Source organism: Bradyrhizobium sp. USDA 4506 (assembly GCF_054058795.1).
In genome coordinates this window covers 7,237,863-7,256,352 of the sequence record NZ_JBSSBM010000002.1, presented here as the reverse complement: position 1 = coordinate 7,256,352, position 18,490 = coordinate 7,237,863, and the positions used below count along the sequence as shown (strand labels likewise).

At 64.7% G+C, this 18,490-nt stretch carries 16 protein-coding genes; 3 read left to right on the top strand and 13 right to left on the bottom strand.

The window, feature by feature from the left end; genetic code table 11:
* Positions 1-128: 128 nt before the first annotated feature.
* The 5 genes from ACVIHF_RS36295 to ACVIHF_RS36275 form a co-directional block, all read right to left on the bottom strand.
* A complete protein-coding gene (locus tag ACVIHF_RS36295; RefSeq protein ID WP_057015376.1) occupies positions 129-548 on the bottom strand; it encodes a CBS domain-containing protein in 420 nt (139 codons plus the stop codon).
* 251 nt (positions 549-799) lie between these two features.
* Positions 800-1,270, bottom strand: a complete 471-nt coding sequence (locus tag ACVIHF_RS36290; protein WP_176937234.1) for an aminoacyl-tRNA deacylase — start codon at positions 1,268-1,270, stop codon at positions 800-802.
* A 120-nt stretch (positions 1,271-1,390) separates the two neighbouring features.
* Positions 1,391-2,203, bottom strand: a complete 813-nt coding sequence (locus ACVIHF_RS36285) for a pentapeptide repeat-containing protein (RefSeq protein WP_456793394.1) — start codon at positions 2,201-2,203, stop codon at positions 1,391-1,393.
* Positions 2,204-2,340: 137 nt separating this feature from the next.
* Positions 2,341-3,579, bottom strand: coding sequence for a CaiB/BaiF CoA transferase family protein (locus ACVIHF_RS36280; protein ID WP_456793393.1), 1,239 nt, complete (start codon positions 3,577-3,579; stop codon positions 2,341-2,343).
* Positions 3,566-4,267 (bottom strand): haloacid dehalogenase type II, encoded by a 702-nt coding sequence (locus ACVIHF_RS36275; RefSeq protein WP_310882185.1) that lies wholly within the window; start codon positions 4,265-4,267, stop codon positions 3,566-3,568. Before ACVIHF_RS36275 ends, ACVIHF_RS36280 begins: the two co-directional genes overlap by 14 nt.
* Before the next feature lie 94 nt (positions 4,268-4,361).
* Between ACVIHF_RS36275 and ACVIHF_RS36270 the strand changes: the two genes are divergently transcribed.
* On the top strand, positions 4,362-5,264 hold the full coding sequence (locus ACVIHF_RS36270; RefSeq protein WP_456793392.1) for a LysR family transcriptional regulator: 903 nt from the start codon (positions 4,362-4,364) through the stop codon (positions 5,262-5,264).
* On the opposite strand, the gene ACVIHF_RS36265 is transcribed toward ACVIHF_RS36270, so the two are convergent.
* Positions 5,261-6,670, bottom strand: coding sequence for an MFS transporter (locus ACVIHF_RS36265; protein ID WP_456793391.1), 1,410 nt, complete (start codon positions 6,668-6,670; stop codon positions 5,261-5,263). The genes ACVIHF_RS36270 and ACVIHF_RS36265 overlap by 4 nt on opposite strands.
* Positions 6,671-6,968: 298 nt before the next feature.
* Here ACVIHF_RS36265 and ACVIHF_RS36260 point away from each other — a divergent pair, with 298 nt between their 5' ends.
* Positions 6,969-8,048, top strand: a complete 1,080-nt coding sequence (locus tag ACVIHF_RS36260; RefSeq protein WP_456793390.1) for a hypothetical protein — start codon at positions 6,969-6,971, stop codon at positions 8,046-8,048.
* A gap of 115 nt (positions 8,049-8,163) precedes the next feature.
* On the opposite strand, the gene ACVIHF_RS36255 is transcribed toward ACVIHF_RS36260, so the two are convergent.
* The 4 genes from ACVIHF_RS36255 to bioB all read right to left on the bottom strand — a co-directional run bounded on the left by ACVIHF_RS36255 (position 8,164) and on the right by bioB (position 12,267).
* Positions 8,164-9,426 (bottom strand): adenosylmethionine--8-amino-7-oxononanoate transaminase, encoded by a 1,263-nt coding sequence (locus ACVIHF_RS36255; protein ID WP_456793388.1) that lies wholly within the window; start codon positions 9,424-9,426, stop codon positions 8,164-8,166.
* Complete coding sequence (bioD, locus tag ACVIHF_RS36250) at positions 9,423-10,055, bottom strand: dethiobiotin synthase (protein ID WP_168856604.1); 633 nt, start codon at positions 10,053-10,055, stop codon at positions 9,423-9,425. Before bioD ends, ACVIHF_RS36255 begins: the two co-directional genes overlap by 4 nt.
* Positions 10,052-11,206, bottom strand: a complete 1,155-nt coding sequence (locus ACVIHF_RS36245) for an 8-amino-7-oxononanoate synthase (protein ID WP_253605923.1) — start codon at positions 11,204-11,206, stop codon at positions 10,052-10,054. The genes bioD and ACVIHF_RS36245 overlap by 4 nt, the downstream gene beginning before the upstream one ends.
* A gap of 65 nt (positions 11,207-11,271) precedes the next feature.
* The gene (gene bioB / locus ACVIHF_RS36240; RefSeq protein ID WP_253605921.1) at positions 11,272-12,267 is read right to left on the bottom strand and encodes a biotin synthase BioB; all 996 of its coding nucleotides are present in this window, start codon (positions 12,265-12,267) and stop codon (positions 11,272-11,274) included.
* Positions 12,268-12,391: 124 nt separating this feature from the next.
* On the opposite strand from bioB, the gene ACVIHF_RS36235 reads away from it, so the two are divergent.
* Entirely contained in the window at positions 12,392-13,030 is a 639-nt protein-coding gene (locus tag ACVIHF_RS36235; protein ID WP_168856607.1) for a GntR family transcriptional regulator, read from the top strand.
* A gap of 228 nt (positions 13,031-13,258) precedes the next feature.
* Here ACVIHF_RS36235 and greA read toward each other — a convergent pair whose 3' ends face one another.
* The 3 genes from greA to ACVIHF_RS36220 all read right to left on the bottom strand — a co-directional run bounded on the left by greA (position 13,259) and on the right by ACVIHF_RS36220 (position 18,200).
* A complete protein-coding gene (greA, locus tag ACVIHF_RS36230; protein WP_057015361.1) occupies positions 13,259-13,741 on the bottom strand; it encodes a transcription elongation factor GreA in 483 nt (160 codons plus the stop codon).
* Between the two features lie 80 nt (positions 13,742-13,821).
* Entirely contained in the window at positions 13,822-16,968 is a 3,147-nt protein-coding gene (locus ACVIHF_RS36225) for an efflux RND transporter permease subunit (protein ID WP_225646657.1), read from the bottom strand.
* Positions 16,965-18,200: an efflux RND transporter periplasmic adaptor subunit gene (locus ACVIHF_RS36220; protein ID WP_456793387.1), complete on the bottom strand. Its 1,236-nt coding sequence runs from the start codon at positions 18,198-18,200 to the stop codon at positions 16,965-16,967. The genes ACVIHF_RS36225 and ACVIHF_RS36220 overlap by 4 nt, the downstream gene beginning before the upstream one ends.
* Between the last annotated feature and the right edge of the window lie 290 nt (positions 18,201-18,490).

Here is an 18,490-nt window from a genome sequence, read left to right as displayed (position 1 = left end):
TGGAGATCGAACTGTGCCGATCGCCGTCCAGCTTCGGGCCGATGCCTGCGAGACAGCCGGCACCGGTTGCCTTCCCGGTTGACCACGATACTGGCCGGTCTGCCAGCTTCCCGCAGACCGGCCTCGCCTCAATGATGAGCCGACACGCTCTTCATGCATTGGGACAAGAGATCGGCACCGGCAAAGTGGCCTACATCGCCCAGGCTGATCATGCCAACCATCCGCTTGCTCTTGTTGATCACAGGCAGTCTGCGAATCTTCAGCGTTTCCATGTGATGTATAGCTTTCGTCAGATCGTCGTCTTCCCGGCAGCAGTGGATGCCTTCGGTCATCACATCCCGCGCTGTGGTGCGCGCAGAGTTGAAGTCCTTGCTCGCGAGACCTTTGCAGACGAGGTCGCGATCCGTCACCATCCCGATCAGACGATCGTCTTGCCCGATCGGAATGCAGCCGATGTCGTGCCCTTGCATCAATTTCGCGATTTCGGTGATTGGCGTGTCGGGGCTCACCCAATCGACGCCCTTGTGCATCACGTCCTTGACTTTCATGGAGGACCTCCCGTCCAAGGCAGCACCCCCTCGCTCGCAATTATACAACAGAGCTGGCGCGACTGCATGCGTGCTGCACCTTAAGGCACGATGAAACCGGGTCGAAGCGTTATCGCGCTCGAGCCCCTTGCTTGAGCATGATCTCCGCGCAAGCGCGTTCCTCCCTTGTCTCGGGGAAGAGCCGCTTCGCACCCCTCCGGATCATGCTCCAGTCGGGGCGCACAGATAGATGGTCCCGCTGTCACGCCGCCTCAGTCATGCGCACTGAAGCTGCCATGCAGGGAACCGGCGGTCAGGCGTGCGAATTGCGCACGACCGAGATGAAGCAACGTCTCATGATCGCCGGCTTCGATATAGATCTCGGGCTGCATCCGGATGCTGTCATCAACGATAACGTCGAGCCCGTAGCAGCTACCGGCGGCGGGAACCGCCCCGTGCGCACAGTCCGTGAACAGCCGATCGATCTCGCCTTCAGCGGCCATGGCGATATCGTCACCGAATCTCGCCCTGAGATCCGCCAGCCTGAGGTGATGCGATGCCGGCAGCACGGCGAGCAGGTACCCGTCGTTGCGGCGCAGCACAATGGCCTTGGCCAAGCGATCGCCCGAGACGTGACAAGCCTGGGCGGTAAGGGCTGACGACATCGTCAGTACGTGCGGGATTTCGTCGTACTCGATGTTTTCTGCAGCGAGATAATTGTGCAGTTTGGGAGAAATGGTCATGACGTCACCTCCGGTGCGACATGCAACCATCCACCGTGGTCCTGCCCGCCGCACGATGAGCGGCTGCGTGGTTCTCAAGACAGAACATAGGTCTTGTCGCAGGACACTGCAATTCGATCCCTAACGGGGGCGCCGCGCCAAATTCAAGTTCCGGGCCTTGTCCAGATTGCGGGCCTCGGCCAGCGCCGCCGCGCTCGGCAACAGGGCCGACGCAAGGTCGGCCTCGGTGAAATCTGCGCCGGCGACATTGGCGTCGGATAGGTCGGCTCCCGCAAGGTCAGCTCTATGGAGGCTGCAGTTCGCCAAATTGGCATTCTGCAGTTGCGCAAATTCGAGATCGGCGCGCGAGAGATTGGCGCCGCTTAAATCCGCGTTCCGCAGATCGGCGGATTTGAGCACGCCACGCATCAGGCCCATCGATTGGTTGCGCATATCAGCGCTCAGATCGGCGCCCGCAAGCCTGGCCCCGATCAGGCTGGCACCGGAAAGATCGGCGGTTATCCGAGCGCCGCTCAAGTCGGCGCTGCCAAGCTTGGCGCGTTGCATCTGCGTGCCGAGCAGCGATGCCTTGACGAGGGACGCCCCCGTCAAGTCTGCGTCGATCAGCCAGGCCTGGTTCAAGATAGCCCGATCGAAGCGGGCGCCTTTCAGATTGGTCTGGTTGAGCTTTACGAGATGAAGGTTGCCGCCGGAGAAGTCGAGGCCCGAGAGATCGAGGTGCGACAGTCGCTTTCCATCCAAATCTGCAGTGCGTCCGTCCCCTTGAGGGATCGACTTGAGGAGCGCATCGACCTCGGCGCGCGTCATCTCCGACGCCGTCATTTCCGGACTGTTGAGGTCGACACTCCGCAGCATGTCCTGCGACACGGCGTCAGTCGAATCAACCAGCAGCGCCGCTATCGACACAAAGGCAAATGCGAGACGAAACGACATCGCCGTCTCTCCGCCGCTCAGAAACCCGGTATTGTCTCTTGTATTCTCCGGGTTGGCCGCGCCGTCAGGTTAGCTGGCCGGCTCCGGCCTATGCCAGAGTATGAAACCGGATATCGATCCTGGCAATGCCAGTGACCTCACATCGACGATCGCACGAACGTCCGTCCAAAGTCGCCGAATGCGCCCTCGGCGGCAAAACTCCCGAACTGATCGTCGCTCCAGCCGAGCCATTCCGCAAACACCTCGCTTGTGTGTTCGCCGAGCATCGGCGGCGGCGTGGAAGGTGGCGGCGGTTCGTCGCCGAACCGCGTCGGCCTCGCGATGAACTTCACATCTCCCGCGGCCGGATGGCTGATGGTCTGGACCATTCCGCGCTGCGTGAGTTGAGGCGTTTCGCAGACCTCGCCGACCGACTTGATCGCGCCGCACGGAATGCCCGCCGCGCCGAGCGCCTGCAGCCAGTCGGCACGACTCCTCCGCGCGAAGATCGGCGAAAGGATCGCGACGAGCTCGTTTCGGCTCGCCGCGCGGTTCGGAGCGGTTGCGAAGCGGATGTCTTCGCGCAGCTCCCGACGGCCGACGACGCCGCAAAACGCCGCCCAGAACTTGTCGTTCGCGACCCCGACATTGATCCAGCCGTCACTCGCCTCGAACGGTTCATACGGGCTGATGGTCGGATGGACATTGCCGCGGCGCTTCGGGCTTTGTCCCGAGGCGAAGTACATGCCGGCGTTGAACGTCAGCAGCGATGCCATGGCGTCGAGCATGGAGACGTCGACCCGGCCGCCCTCGCCGGTGCGGCTCTTGCGCATCAGGGCGGCCAGCACCGAATGCGACGCATAGAGGCCCGTGACTAGGTCGGCGATCGACGTGCCGACCTTGGTCGGCGGTCCGTCCGGATCGCCGGTGATGTCCATCACGCCGGATTCGCCTTGAAGGATCAGATCGTAGCCGGGCCGCGCGGCGTCGGCGCCGGTGCGACCGAATCCCGAGATGCTGCACAGGATGATGTCGGCCTTGCGGGCGCGCAGCGCGTCGAAGCCGAGCCCCCATTTGTCCAGGGTACCGGGGCGGAAGTTCTCGATGACGACATCGGCGACGGATGCAAGATCGAGCACCGCGTCGCGCCCGGCCGGCGACTTCAGATCGACGGCGCAACTTCGCTTGTTGCGGTTCACCGACAGAAAATACGCACTCTCGCCGCCGATGAACGGCGGCCCGTAGCGGCGGCTCTCGTCGCCCTGTCGCGGATCCTCGATCTTGACGATGTCGGCGCCGAGATCGCCGAGCTGCATCGTGGCAAACGGGCCAGAGACCACCCGGCAGAGGTCGAGGACCCTGATGCCCGACAGCGGCTCGCGATCAGACGATCGCATCGGCGAGGTCCTTCATCGACGGCACCAGGATATCGGGCTGATGCGGCGTGATGCCGAACGGGCGGCTGCGCCGATCGATGAAAGCCGTCCGCATGCCGGCGGACTTGGCGCCGATGCAGTCGAAGGCATGATTGGCCACGAACAGTACCTGCGCGGGCTTCACGCCCATGCTCTCGGCCGCTTTGGTATAGGTCGCGACATGCGGCTTGAACGAATTGGCTTCGGCCACCGAGATCACGCGATCGAACGGGACCTTGTGGTACTGCTTCGCGGTCTCGAGCATGTCCGGATCGCCGTTCGAGAGCACCACCAGCTTGTACTTGCGTTGCAGCCGCGCGAGTGCGTCCGGCACCTCTGGAAACGGCAACAGCTTCTCGATCTCGCCCACGAGGTAGCGCACATCGTCCATCGTATAGTCGATCTTCGCGCGGTCCATGACGTGAGCAACCGCGCGGTGCCCGATCTCGCGATAGGGCGTGTGCTCGCGATCCAGCAGCGCATCGATCATCGAGTTCTCGAAATGCGTGCGACGCCACCACGTGACGAAGGAATTCGGATCGCCCTTCCAGCCCTTCTTCTCGAGGAACGGCGCCGCGATCCTGGTCAGGCCGCCCTGCATGTCGACGACCGTGCCGTACTGGTCGAACATGCAGATCTTCACGTCGCGCTTGATCGTCTCAAAGCTCATTGATGCCTCCTTGGTCCTGATCGATTGATACGCGCCGCGCCATCATGGATGAAATGGATTTGTTATCTCCCATCATTCACGATATGAATGATGGATGAACCTTCGATCCATCGACCTCAATCTGCTCGTCGCGCTGGACGCACTGCTGACCGAGCGTCACGTCACCAAGGCGGCAGACCGCGTCGGCCTCAGCCAACCCGCGATGAGCAATGCGCTCAACCGGTTGCGCGCGATGTTCAAGGACGAGCTCCTGGTGCGGACCACGACCGGGATGAAGCCCACGCCCCGCGCCACCGAACTGGCGGAGCCGCTGCGCCAGGTTCTGCGCCAAGTCGAGCGCGTGATGGCGAGCGACGCCGGCTTCGATCCAGACAGGACGGAACGCACCTTCACGATCAGGATGTCGGACATTCTCGCGTGCCTGCTGCTGCCGCGGCTCGCCGCAGCACGGCCGCCGGAGGGGCGGATCTCCTACAACACGATCCATCTGCCGCCCGCCCTGACGATCGATGCGCTGGAGCGGGACGAGATCGACGTCGCGGTGAGCATGGGGCTCGAGCATTCCGCATCGATCCGTTCCGAGACGCTGCTGCGCGACCGCATGGTCTGCCTGATGCGACGCGGACACCAGATCAAGCGCGCACGGCTGACCTTTGAGCGCTTCATCGCGCAGGAGCACATGAAGGTCTCGATGAGCCCGACCGATCTTCGCTTCGTCGACGACGTGCTCGCCGAACGCGGCCATCGAAGACGCATTGCCCTGAACGTGCCGCATTGGCTGGTCGTGCCTCACGTCTTGAAGAAGAGCGATCTGCTCGCGGTGATGCCGAGGCACCTCGCGACCGTGCTGATGGACGACGATCTGAGGATGGAGGAACTGCCGTTCGAGTCCGCGCCGTTCGACTGGATGTTGTACTGGCACCGCAGATACGATCAGAGCAACGCCAACGGCTGGCTCCGCGACCGGATCAGGGCGGCGTGCTCCGACCTGAACTAGGCGCCGAGGTCCGCCGGCCTCCGCGCCATGGGCGATTGACGTGCTGCCTCGGCGTCCGTGACGGCCGATGCGTCCTCTAAAGAACGCCCCTTGGTCTCGAAACCGAACACGAGGAAGACCACGGCCTGGAAGACGAGGATGCCGGCCAAGGTCGTCAGCACGCCGGTCAGCCCCTGCCAGGCGAAGATCGCAACCACGACGTATTGAACCAGCGCGGTCGCGATGCGTCCGGACGTGGCGCAGATCGCCGTGCCGCGAAGCCGATACCGCGTCGGGAACAGTTCGGGGACGTGCATCGCGAACCCGGTCGCCAGCATGACGTAGATTGCGGTGATCAGCAGGAAGCCCACGGCCGCGAGCGCAACACCATCAGGCATGTATGGATAGGCGATACCGAGCGCCGCTGCCGCAATCGACGAACAGACGATCGACAGCCTGCGTCCGAGCCGGTCCGCCAGCACGAGCCCGATCAGCGAGCCGACCGGGCCGCCCAGCGCCATCACCGTGGTGTAGCCCAGCGAGGAAACCACGCTGTGGCCGCCCTTGACCATGAAGGTCGGCAGCCAGCCGATGAACCCGTAGAGGCTGAACCCGACGACGATGTGCAACAGGCTGCCGAGCAGCGTGCGCGCGAGATACGGCGGCTGGAACAGACGCCAGACCGCGCCGGGAGACTCCTGCACCGGCGCGCGGGCAGCGACGGCAGGCAGTGTCGCCTTGCGCCCGGCCTCGACTTCGATCGCCGACAGGATCTTCTCGGCTTCATCGGCGCGTCCGTTGGCGGCGAGCCAGCGCGGCGATTCCGGCATCGACTTGCGCAGAATCCAGACGACCATCGCAAGGCAACCGACAAGGCCGAACATGTAGCGCCATCCAAGCGTCGGGATCACCCACAGGCCGACCATCGACGAGACGAACAGCGAGAAATTGGTGATCACGGCCAGCAGCCCGATCCAGCGCCCACGCGAGGAAGCCGGCACGAATTCCGTCAACGTCGCGTAGCCGACCACGATCTCTGCGCCGAGGCCAATGCCGATGATGAAACGCAGGCCGATCAGGACGATCATGTTCGGCGCGAAGGCCGCGGCGATCGAGGCGAGGCCAAAGATCGCGAGGTTCATCTGATAGGAGAAGCGGCGGCCGAACCGATCGCCGAGGATGCCGGAGCACCACGCGCCGATCGTCATCCCGACGAAGGTCGCGGAGACGAATGCGGCGTTGAGCTCGAGCGTCGACCAGCCTTCCTTGAGCACGGCGCCCAGCACGCCGCCGGCCAGATAAATATCGAACGCGTCGAGGAACATGCCGGCGCCGATCAGGGCCAGGATGCGCCAGTGGAATCCGCAGATCGGCAGCCTGTCGAGGCGCGCGCCCGCGTTGATATCGATGTCGGCGGATCGCGCCATGCCAAACCTCCCTGCCCGGCCTTTGGCAGCCGGATGCTCCGGGCACCGATTGATGACGCGCAGGGGGTCGTCGTCCAATTCAAATCGAAAATTCGACTATTTGGCGCAGTGATGAAGCTGACGCGACCGCACCGTCGCGTTCCATCCTGACACCGAGCTGACTTGCATTCGCCGTCGTTAACGATCCCGCCGTCGCGCGATCTCGAAATCACGGTGTCAGCACAAACATTCACAACGGGTTCATGTCGCCGCCACTATTCGACTCCAACGCTGGGGGAAGAAGATTGGAGTATGTGCCATGCGCCGCATCGCCGGACTGCCTTTCGCCTTGGCTCTCAGCCTCTGCTGTCTCTCACCGCTCGCGCCAGCACGCGGGCAGCTTGCCATCGGCATCACCGTCAATGCGGCGCCGCCGCCATTGCCGGTCTATGTCCAGCCGCCGATCCCCGCGCCCGGCTACATCTGGACTCCGGGCTATTGGGCATGGAACGACGACACCGGTTACTACTGGGTGCCCGGCACATGGGTGCTTCCGCCAGCGCCCGAATTGCTGTGGACTCCCGGCTATTGGGGCTGGAGCGACGGCGCCTACGGCTTCCACGCCGGATATTGGGGCGCGACGGTCGGCTTCTACGGCGGCATCTCTTATGGCTTCGGCTACACCGGCGTCGGCTATGAGGGCGGCTACTGGCGCGGCGGCAGCTTCTTCTACAACAGTTCCGTCAACAACATCTCGAACGTCTCGGTCACCAACGTCTACAACAAGACCGTCGTCAACAACACGACCAACGTCAGCTACAACGGCGGCACCGGCGGCACTACGGTGAAGCCGACGCCACAGCAGCTCGCGGCCCAGAGCGCGCACCACGTGGCCGCGACCGGCGAGCAGACGCGACACGCGGAAGCGGCGATGAAGAATCCGGCGCTGACGCTCGCCAACAACCATGGTCATCCGGCGGTCGCCGCGACCGCGCACGCAGCACGGTTCAGCGGCGCCGGCGTGGTGGCCGCGCGCCCAGGCAAGCCGATCGCGGCGCCGCCGCCCCGACATGCGCAACCCACGGCCGCACACGCCTTGCCAACGGGACATGCACTCCCGACGGGGAATGCTCCGCCGCCAGGACACGCCCTGCCGACTGCGCATGCTCTCCCCGGCACCAGCGCACATCCCGCACCCGCGCCGCACGTCGCTCCGCCGGCGTCAAGACCGCAGCTCGTGCAGCATGCACCGCCGCAGCCACGCGCGGTCGCGCATCCACCGGCACCGCGCGTCGCGCAAGCGGTTGTGCATCGGCCCGCGCCGCCGCATGTGTCACGACCGGCGCCACGGCCGCATCCTGCTGCGAGGCCGCGTCCGGCGCCACACCAACACTCATGATCGGGCTCATCGGCGTGCCTGCAAGGGCACGCCGATCTCGTATGAGACCCCATCGCGGGCACCACGGCCCGCGATGCAATCATCAATCCCTGACCTTTGGGCGCGAAGCGCGTCGTCAAGCCAGCGCGTCGGCCGCGCACCTGATCCCGTCGTAGATCTCCTCGAGATCCGCCTCCGTGACGCAGTAGGGCGGCATGACGTAGATCGTGTTGCCGAGCGGCCGCAGCAGCAGGTTGCGGCGTTCGAAGAAGGCCTGAAGCTTTGGGCCGATGCCGGCGAGATAGCCTGCATCGCTTGTTTTCAGATCAAGTGCGGTGATGGTCCCGGTGCGGCGGACGTTCTCGAAGCGCGCGTCGGCACGGAACGCGGCGAGCAGACGCTCCTGCATCGCAGCCACCGCGGAGACGCGCGCGCCTGCACCGTGTTGCCAGAGCTCGAGGTTTGCTTTTGCAGCAGCGCAGGCGACCGGGTTTGCCGTGTAGGAGCTGGAATGGAAGAAGGTGCGCGAACGATCACTGGAATAATGTGCGTCGTAGATCTCGGCCCGGCAGAGCGTCACCGCGAGCGGCAGCGAACCGCCGGTGAGGCCCTTGGAATAGCAGGCGATATCGGGCCTGACGTCCGCCTGCTCGCAGGCGAACAAGGTGCCGGTGCGGCCCCAGCCGGTCATCACCTCGTCGGCGATGAACAACACGCCAGCGGCTGCGCAGATGCGTTTCATTTCCTTCAGCACCCAGGGCGGATACATCAGCATCCCGCCCGCACCCAGGATCAGCGGTTCGACAATGAACACTGCCGCGGATTCCTTCCTGCACGCGGCTTCGAGCGCGTCGAGCATCGTCTGTTCATAGCCAGGCGCCGGAAACGGGATCGACGCGACGTCGAACAGCAGCGGCTCGTAAGCCCTGTTGAAGACGCCGCGCGCGCCGACCGACATCGTCCCGACCGTGTCGCCATGGTAGGAATTTTCCATCACGATGATCTGCGTGCGCGTCGCGCCGATATTGTGCCAGTAGCCGAGCGCCATCTTCAGCGCCACCTCGACGCTGGTCGAGCCAGAGTCGGAGAAGAACACGTAATCGAGCCCGTCGGGCGCCAGCTTCAACAGCTGCGCGGCGACCTGCTCGGCCGGATCGTGGGTATGGCCCGCGAAGATGATCTGGTTGAGCTGCTCCGCCTGGTCCTGGATCGCGCGCACGATGTGCGGATGGCAATGGCCGTGGGTCACGACCCACCAGGATGCGATCGCATCGATGATGCGGCGATCATCCGCGGTGTAGAGATAGGCGCCCTCCCCACGCACGATCCTCGTCATCTCGCCGTGCAGCGCGTGCTGGGTGAACGGGTGCCAGATCGGCGACTTCCGAGCGGATGTCATGGATTGAAATCTTCCCGCCGGAACGACGCCTTGAACGCTGCCTGCAGCGTGTCTGCCGCAAGCGGAGCAAGCCAGGGCAACCGGCCTAGCCGGCGCACCTGCCCGATCTCGCAGATCGCGCGCTCGCTCTCGGGATTGCTCTCGCCGATGAATGCGATCCCGTGAATGTCGATCCCGCGCGTGCGCAGCGCCTCGACCGACAACAGCGAGTGATTGATGGTGCCGAGCGCGGTGCGGGCGCACAGCACGACCGGAAGGCGCCATCGCGCGAAGATATCGATATAGAGCGTGTTGCCGTCGAGCGGCACCATCAGCCCGCCGGCGCCCTCGATCACCAGCGGACGGTCCCCGGCATCGGGCACGCCGAGCGCGGCAGCGTCGATGCGCACGCCGTCGAGTGCGGCAGACTGATGCGGCGAAGCCGGCGTTCGAAGCCGGTAACGCTCCTGCACGATGCGATCCGCCGGGAGCCCGCCAAGCCGTGCGACCAGTTGCGCATCGGTTTCCTCCTCGAGGCCGGCCTGAACCGGCTTCCAGTAGCGCGCGCCGAGGAAGCCGGCGAGGCCCGCGGAGAACACCGTCTTCCCGATCCCGGTATCGGTGCCGGTGATCACGATCCGGCTCGTCATCGCGACCAGCCTTTGGTCTCGTCGACCAGCGCGTCGAGCAGCGCGCGCACGTCGTCCTCGTCGACATTAAGGGTCAGCGCAATCCGCAACCGGGCAGAGCCTGCCGGCACGGTCGGCGGCCTGATGCCTCTGATATCGAAGCCGCGCGCCTGCAGCGCAGACGCCAGCTGCATCGCACGCGCATTGTCGCCGACGATATAGGGCACGATCTGCGAGCGCGACGGGCTGCGCCAACCGCGCAGGTCGAGCTCGCGATGCGTGAACGCGACCAGTTTTGCCAGGCGCTGCTGATGCACGGGCTCCTGCTGCAGGATCAGCACCGCCTCGCGCACGGCGACGGCCACAAGTGGCGACGGTGCAGTGGCGAAGATGAACGGGCGGCAGCGATTGACCATGAAGTCGCGCAGCACGGTCGAAGCCGTGACCAGCGCGCCGGCGGCGCCCAGCGCCTTGCCGCAGGTATGAACGATCACGAGGTTCTCGCGCCCCTCATAGGACGCCGTCAGCCCACGCCCCTGCTCGCCATAGACGCCGGTGCCATGCGCCTCGTCCACCATCAGGAACGCGTCGTGCCGGTCCGCGATGGCGACGAGGTCGTCGAGCGGCGCGACGTCGCCGTCCATGCTGTAGACGCTTTCGACCACGATCCAGACCCGGCCCGTGCCACCCTCGGCGCGCCAGCCGCGAATGGTGGCTTCGACCGACCCGGGATCATTGTGCGCGCTGATCCGGAATTCGGCCCGGCCGGCGCGCGCGCCTTCATGGATGCTGGCGTGCACGAGAGAATCGAGCACCAGGAGGTCGCCGCGCTGCGGTAGCGTCGTCAGCACGGCGAAATTGGCGACATAGCCGCCACCGAAGAACAGCGCCGTCTCGGCTCCAAAGAACGCGGCGGCTTCGGCCTCTAGCCGTTCGTGCTCCTCGCAATTGCCGCGCAGCAGCCGCGACCCACCGGCGCCGATCGGTGTGCCGGCCTCGAGCGCGGCCGAGACCGCATTCTTGATGCGCGGCGCGTTCGCGAGCGCCAGATAGTCGTTCGAGACGAAATCGATGCCCGCGCGCGGCTTAAGACCGCGCAGCCGATCGTCCTTGCTCAGGGCGTGCAAGGCCGCGGCGTAATCAGCGACCTTGGCCGCATGGATTGCGCTCATGCTTCTCTCTCAGATTTGTAGTTGGTCGCGCGGCGAATCCCGCCGCGCGCGTGCCGGAGTTGCGCTCAGGCGAGGGCGGAGTTGATGCCGAGCCGGTCCAGCAAATCGGCGTCGCGATCGCGCTGCGGGTTCCTGGTGGTCAGCAGCACATCGCCGATGAAGATCGAATTCGCGCCGGCGAGGAAGCACATCGCCTGCAGCTCGTCGGTCATGTATTGCCGTCCGGCCGACAGCCGCACCACGCTCTTCGGCATCATGATCCGCGCAGTGGCAACCAGACGCACCAGCGCGATCGGATCGGGCCGTTCCGCGGTGTCGTTGACCGGAACGCCCTTGACCTCGTTCCACAGATTGATCGGCACGCTCTCCGGATGGCTGGGGAGATTGGCAAGCAGCATCAGCATGCCGAGCCGGTCATCGACCTGTTCACCCATGCCGATAATGCCGCCGCAGCAGACCTTGATGCCGGCGTCGCGCACATGCGCGAGCGTATCGATGCGATCCTGCAGGGTGCGGGTGGTGATGATCTTGTCGTAGAACTCGGGCGAGGTGTCGACGTTGTGGTTGTAGAAATCGAGCCCGGCGTCAGAGAGACGCTCGGCCTGCTTTGGCGTCAGCATGCCGAGCGTGACGCAGGTTTCCATGCCGAGGCCCTTCACCGCGCTGACCATGTCGCAGACCTGATCGAGATCGCGGTCCTTCGGGCTGCGCCAGGCCGCGGCCATGCAGAAGCGGGTTGCGCCGGCGTCCTTGGCGCGCTGCGCGACCGCGACCACTTCGTCCCGCGGCATCAGGCGAGTGGCCTTCAGGCCGGTGTCGTAATGCGCGCTTTGCGAGCAGTAGCCGCAGTCTTCCGGGCAGCCGCCGGTCTTGATGCTGAGCAGGCTCGCGGTTTCGACATGGTTCGGATTGAAGTTGGCGCGATGCACGCCTTGCGCCTGAAACATCAAATCCGCGAACGGCAAATTGTAGAGTGCTTCAGCCTCGGTACGGTCCCAGGTCTTGCGGGGCGCTGCACTGGTGCCGCTGTCGGTCCGTTCGATTTCCACGACATCAACCATATGGCTTGCTTTCTCGTTTGCTGTGGATCATAGATAATCTGGTATATTATCTATGATCTATGGACTTAGAACGATGCTAGCCGAGCCAGTACGCGCGCGCACCCGTTTTTACGATAGATAATCTATGACGAGCGAAGGCGAGAACACGACCACCGCGGGGCGCATCGCCGAAGCGATCGGCGAGCGCATCATCAACGGCGAATTGCTGCCGGACGCGCCGCTGCGGCAGGATCATGTCGCGCGCGAATTCCATTCGAGCCACGTGCCGGTGCGCGAGGCCTTCAGGCAATTGGAGGCGCAGCATCTCGTTGTTGCGGTGCCGCGACGCGGGGTGCGGGTCGCGCCGCTCGACACCAGGTCGGTGAAGGAAATCGCCGAGATGCGCGCCGCGCTCGAGGTGGTCGCGTTGCGCAATGCCGCCCCCAGGCTCACATCGGCCCATCTGGCACGGATCGAACTCGCCATGATCGAAGGCGACAATGCCGAGACGGTGCAGGATTTCGAGATGGCCAATCGCGCCTTTCACCATGCGCTGGTGGCGCCGTGCGCGATGCCGCGGCTGCTTGCCAGCCTCGACGGCCTGCAGCTTGCGAATTCGCGACTGGTGTTCGCGATGGCGCGCAACGCCGGCTGGCGGCCGCGGCCGAGCCAGGATCATCGCGTGATCCTGCAGGCGCTGCGCGCACGCAACATCGAACAGGCCTGCAGCCTGCTGGCGCGGCATATTCAGACTATCGAGCGGCTTGCCCTGCCGGCAGCGTGATCACTTTGCTCCGAATCGAGCGGCGGACTCCGGTTCACCTCGCCCCGCGTGCGGGGAGAGGTCGGAACGCATCGGCAGATGCGTTCCGGGTGAGAGGGGGAGTCTCCGCGAGAGTATCTGTCTCCGCGTGTGCGGAGGCAGCCCCTCACCCCCAACCCTCTCCCCGTAAGAACGGGGCGAGGGACGCGTCGCCTTTGCGACCGCCATTCAATCTAATCCCATCACTCTCTAAGCGATCGCGACGATCTCCAGCTCCTGATCGCCCGAGCCTGCGACGTCGCCCAGGGCTTTGCCCATCAGCGACCTCGCTACCGGCGAGACAAAGGAAATCGAGCCTGCCTTTGGGTCGGCTTCGTCCTCGCCGACAATGCGATAGGTCTGCACCCGCCCGTCGGCGCGGCTGAAAGTCACCGTGCTGCCGAAGGCAACAGTTTCGGTGGAAGCAGGGTCAGGCACGACCTGCGCGGTGCGGAGCCGCTCTGTGAGATAGCGCGCGTCGCGCAACGGAACCGCCGACTGCCGCCGCCGTTCGTTGATATCGTCCAGCTGCTGCGCGGCCTCAAGGGCCTCGCGTGCCGCCTGGAGCTCACGCTCCAGCGCCTTGCGTCCTGCTTCGGTCACCAGGTTGGGATGCGGCGAAATGGGGCGGTCCGGCAACAGCGTTTCGGACGCGGTCTCGGCACTTTCTTCCTTGGTGAAGGCAACGCTCAATCCAGAACTCCATCGATGAGGCCAGTAGCATAGACCCGCCCCCACGCGCCTCCCTAATGCGCGAAGGGATTAGGCAGGATCTAATGCGAGGCAGGCTGTTCCGCCTTGGTCCGTCTGCCGAAGCGGTTCTTTACACCCTCGCGCCAGCCCTGGAAGGTGACGAACAGCATCGGCACCAGGAAGATGCCGACCGAGCTTGCGGCGAGCATACCGCCGAACACCGCGGTGCCGACCGCACGGCGGCTGATTTCCGCGGCACCGGTCGCGACCACCAGCGGCACCAGGCCGAGGATGAAGGCAATTGATGTCATCATGACGGCGCGGAAGCGCATTTGCGCGCCCATCGTCGCGGCCTCCGCGATCGGCTTGCCGGCCTCGCGCTGCTCCTTGGCGAACTCGACGATCAGGATGCCGTTCTTGGCGGCGAGCGCGATCAGCACCACGAGGCCGATCTGACCGTAGAGATCGAGGTTGAGGCCCGCGAGCTTGATCGCAAGATAGGAACCGAACACGCCGACCGTGACCGATAGCAGCACGGGAATCGGGATCGTCCAGCTCTCATACAGCGCGACCAGGAACAGATAGGCAAACAGCACCGCGAGGCCGAGAATGATGCCGGTCTGGCCGGAGGCCGCCTGCTCCTGATAGGCCGTGCCGGTCCACTCGTAGGAATAGCCGGAAGGCAGCGTCGACTTGGAGAGCTCGGCCATCGTCGCGATCGCGGTGCCCGAGGACACGCCCGCCGCCGGGCTGCCGTTCACGGTGACCGAACGATAATTGTTGTAGCGCGTGATCACCTGCGGTCCGGTCACGATGCGCAGGCTTGCGATCGAACGGATCGGCACCATCTCGCCGCCGCTGTTGCGCACATAGATCTGCCAGATGTCGGGAATGTCGCGGCGATCGGCTGCATCGCCCTGCACATTGACCTGCCAGGTGCGGCCGAACAGGTTGAAGTTGTTGACGTAGATGCCGCCGAGCGTGGCCTGCAGCGCGGTGAAGACGTCGGCCATGTTGAGGCCGAGCGCCTGCGCCTTGGCGCGATCGATATCGAGATAGACCGACGGGTTGGTCGCGGTGAAGGTCGAGAACACGCGGGCCAGATTCGGATTGCGGTTGGCAGCACCGATCAGCCCGCCCATCACGCTGCTGAGCGAGGCCGGATCCTGCCCTTCGAGCGCCTCGAGCTGATATTCGAATCCGCCGGAGGTCGAAAGCCCGATGATCGGCGGCAGGTTGAACGGCAGCACCGAAGCCTGGCGAATCTGCGATCCCCCGACGAAGGTCTGCCCGATCGCCGCCTGCACCGAGTCGGTGACGGCCTTGCGGTCGGCGAACGCCTTCATACGCGCCACCATGAATGCCGAATTCGGCTCGCTGGCACCGTCGAGCAGCGAGAAGCCGATGATCGACAGCACATGGTCGATCGCCGGATTCTTCTTCAAGAGCGCCTCGACCTGCTTGGTGACCTCGCTGGTGCGTGCCACCGACGCGCCGTCGGGCAATTGCACCGCGATGAAGAAGGCGCCCTGATCCTCCTCGGGCAGGAAGCCGGTCGGCGTGATCTTCGACACGCCGAACACCGCGCCGGCAAACACCAGCACCGCAACCAGCGACAGCACCGCCACACGAACCAGCCGTTGCACCACGCCGGCGTAGCGGTCGCGCACCCAGTCGATGCTGCCGAGCACCCGTCCCATGATGCCGCGGCGCGGCCCGCCATGACGCAGGAACACGGCGCACAGTGCCGGCGACAAGGTCAGCGCATTCAGCGCCGAGATCACCATCGCGGCGCTGATCGTCACCGCGAACTGGCGGAACAGCGTGCCGGAAATGCCGGGGATGAACGCGATCGGCACGAACACCGAGAGCAGCACCAGCGAGATCGCGATGATCGGCGCCGTGATTTGCGCCATCGCCTTCTTGGTGGCGTCGGCCGGCGACAGCTCCGGCTCCTCCTCCATGACGCGCTCGACGTTCTCGACCACGACGATGGCGTCGTCGACCACGATGCCGATCGCCAGCACCATCGCCAGCAGCGAGACCGTATTGGCGGAATAGCCGAGCGCCAGCAGCACCGCGAAGGCGCCGATCAGGCTGACCGGAACCGCGACCGCCGGGATCACCGTGGCGCGCAGATTGCCGAGGAACAGGAACACCACGATCACGACGAGCACGAAGGCCTCGCCGAGCGTCTTCATCACCTCCTTGATCGTATCGGACACGAAGGTGGTGGAGTCGTACTGCACGAGATAGGTCAGCCCCGGCGGAAACCGCTCCGACAGCCGCGCAAGCGTGGCCTGCACCGCCTTGGCCGTGGTCACGGCATTGGCGCCGGGCGCGAGATAGATGCCCATCGGCACGCCGGGATTGCCGTCGATCCGCGACTCCGAATCCATGTTCTGCGCGCCGATCTCGACGCGGGCAACGTCCCTGATCCGCAGCACCGATCCATCCGGATTGGCCCGCAGCACGATGTCGCCGAACTGCTTGGATGTCGTCAGGCGGCCCTGCGTCTGCACGTTGAACTGGAACTGCTGGTCATTGCTGATCGGACGCGCGCCGATGCGGCCGACCGGCGCCTGCACGCTTTGGGCCCGGATCGCGGCGATCACGTCCGACGGCGCCAGATTGAGGCTGGTCAGGCGCTGGGTGTCGAACCAGATCCGCATCGAATAGTTCAGCTTCGCGAACAGCGAGGCCTGTCCGACACCAGGCGTGCGCGAGATCGCGTCCAGCACGTTGATGATGGCGTAGTTGGTGATGAACAGCGGATCCTGATCGCCGCTCTTGCTGTACAGCACGATGAATTGCAGCACCGCCGAGGATTTCTTCTGCACGGTCAGGCCCTGCGCCTGCACCTCGGTCGGCAATTGCGCGAGCGCGCTTTGCACGCGGTTGTTGACGTTGACGGTGTTGATATCGGGATCGGTGCCGAGCGCGAAGGAGACCGTCAGCGTGTAGCTGCCGTCATTGCCACTGGTCGACTTCATGTAGAGCATCTTGTCGACGCCCACGACCTGCGCTTCCAGCGGCTGGGCGACGCTCGATTCCACCACTTCGGCCGATGCGCCGGGGAATACGGCGGAGACCGTGACCTGCGGCGGCACGATGTCCGGAAACTGCGCGACCGGAATCTGCATCAGCGCCAGCGCGCCCGCGATCGTGATCACGAACGCGATGACGATCGCAAGCCGCGGACGATCGACGAAGACGGCAGAAATCATGGGTTATTACCCGTCGATTTCGGCGCGCTGCTCGCGGCGCCATCCGCCGAAACCTTCATGCTCGACTGGATCAGCGCGCTGACGGGCCCCGGCGCCACCACCTCGCCCGGCTTGACCTTCTGCAACCCCTCGACGACGACCTTGTCGCCGAGCGAGATGCCGCTCGTCACCGCCGCGATCGTTGCTGTCGATTGCCCAAGCTGGATCCGCCTTTGCTCGGCCTTGTTGTCCGCGCCGACGACATAGACATATTCGCCTTGCTGGTCCGACAGCACCGCCGAACGCGGGATCGCGAGCACCTCGACCGGCTGCACGCCTTCGAGGAGAACGGTCACGAACTCATTGTCGGTGAGTTCGCGGAGCGAGCCGCCGGCCGCGACGGAAGTATATGTCGGCGGATTGGGGATGGTGCCGCGCAGGGAGATGGTATCGGTGTTCTGCGCGATCGTGTTGTTGACGAAGTTCAGTTCGCCGGTCTTGTCGAAGAGCCGGCCGTCCGGCAACCGCAGGCGGATGACGACGGCCTTGAAGCCGCCGCGCGTCGCATAACGGTCGCGCAGATCGAGCGCCTCGCGCACCGGCACGGGAAAGGTGACGTACATCGGGTCCTGGCTGACGATTGTCGTCAGGGTTCCCGAGCTCGGCGTCACGACGTTGCCCTCGGTGACCGCGGTGCGTCCGATCCTGCCGTCGATCGGCGAGTGGATCATGGTGTAGTCGAGATTGATCTGGGACAGGTCGACCTGCGCCTGCGCGGCCTGCACCTGCGCCTCGAGGCTCTGCTGGTTGGCGACCGCCGCATCAACATTGGATTGCTGGCCGGCCGGGCCGCCCATCAGAGCCTTGGCGCGATCGGTGGTCAGCTTGGCGTTGACCAGCGTCGCCTGCAACTGAGCGACCTGTGCCTTCTTCGATGCGAGATCGGCTTCGAACGGTCCGCGCTCGAGTTGATACAAGAGATCACCGGCCTTGACCTCGGAGCCCTCGACAAAGTTCCGCTTGTCCAGGAACGCGGTCACACGCGCCACCACGTTGACGCGGTTGGGGGCTTCGATGCGTCCGAGAAATTCATTGGTTTCGGTGATCGGCCGCTTCACCGCCTCGAACACGCCCACGGCAGGAGGCCCGGGTGGCCCCGCCTGGGCATGGGCCGCCGATACTCCCGCCGCCATTAGTCCCGCCGATACGAGAACCCCTGCCAAGCCGCCGAGCGTGCGTTCCGTACCACTCATGCAGTCCAACCCTTCGGCTACCAACAGACGCTACGAGACGGATATGACGTCGAGTTCCCTCAGACCCGAAGGTCAGGATGGGCAGGTGCGTTGCAGCAGATCATAACGCGGCCAATCCGACAATGCTGTAAGCTGATCGCGATTGTTCCAGCGACCTCGGCTGAAGACAGTTTTAAGAAACGTCGCGGCGCTGCAATCGCACCGCGATTGCGACCGCCGTCCAGCGCGGGGCATGCCGCGGACACCGAAAACTCCCGGCAATGTGATGCAAGTCAGCGCTACCTCGGTAT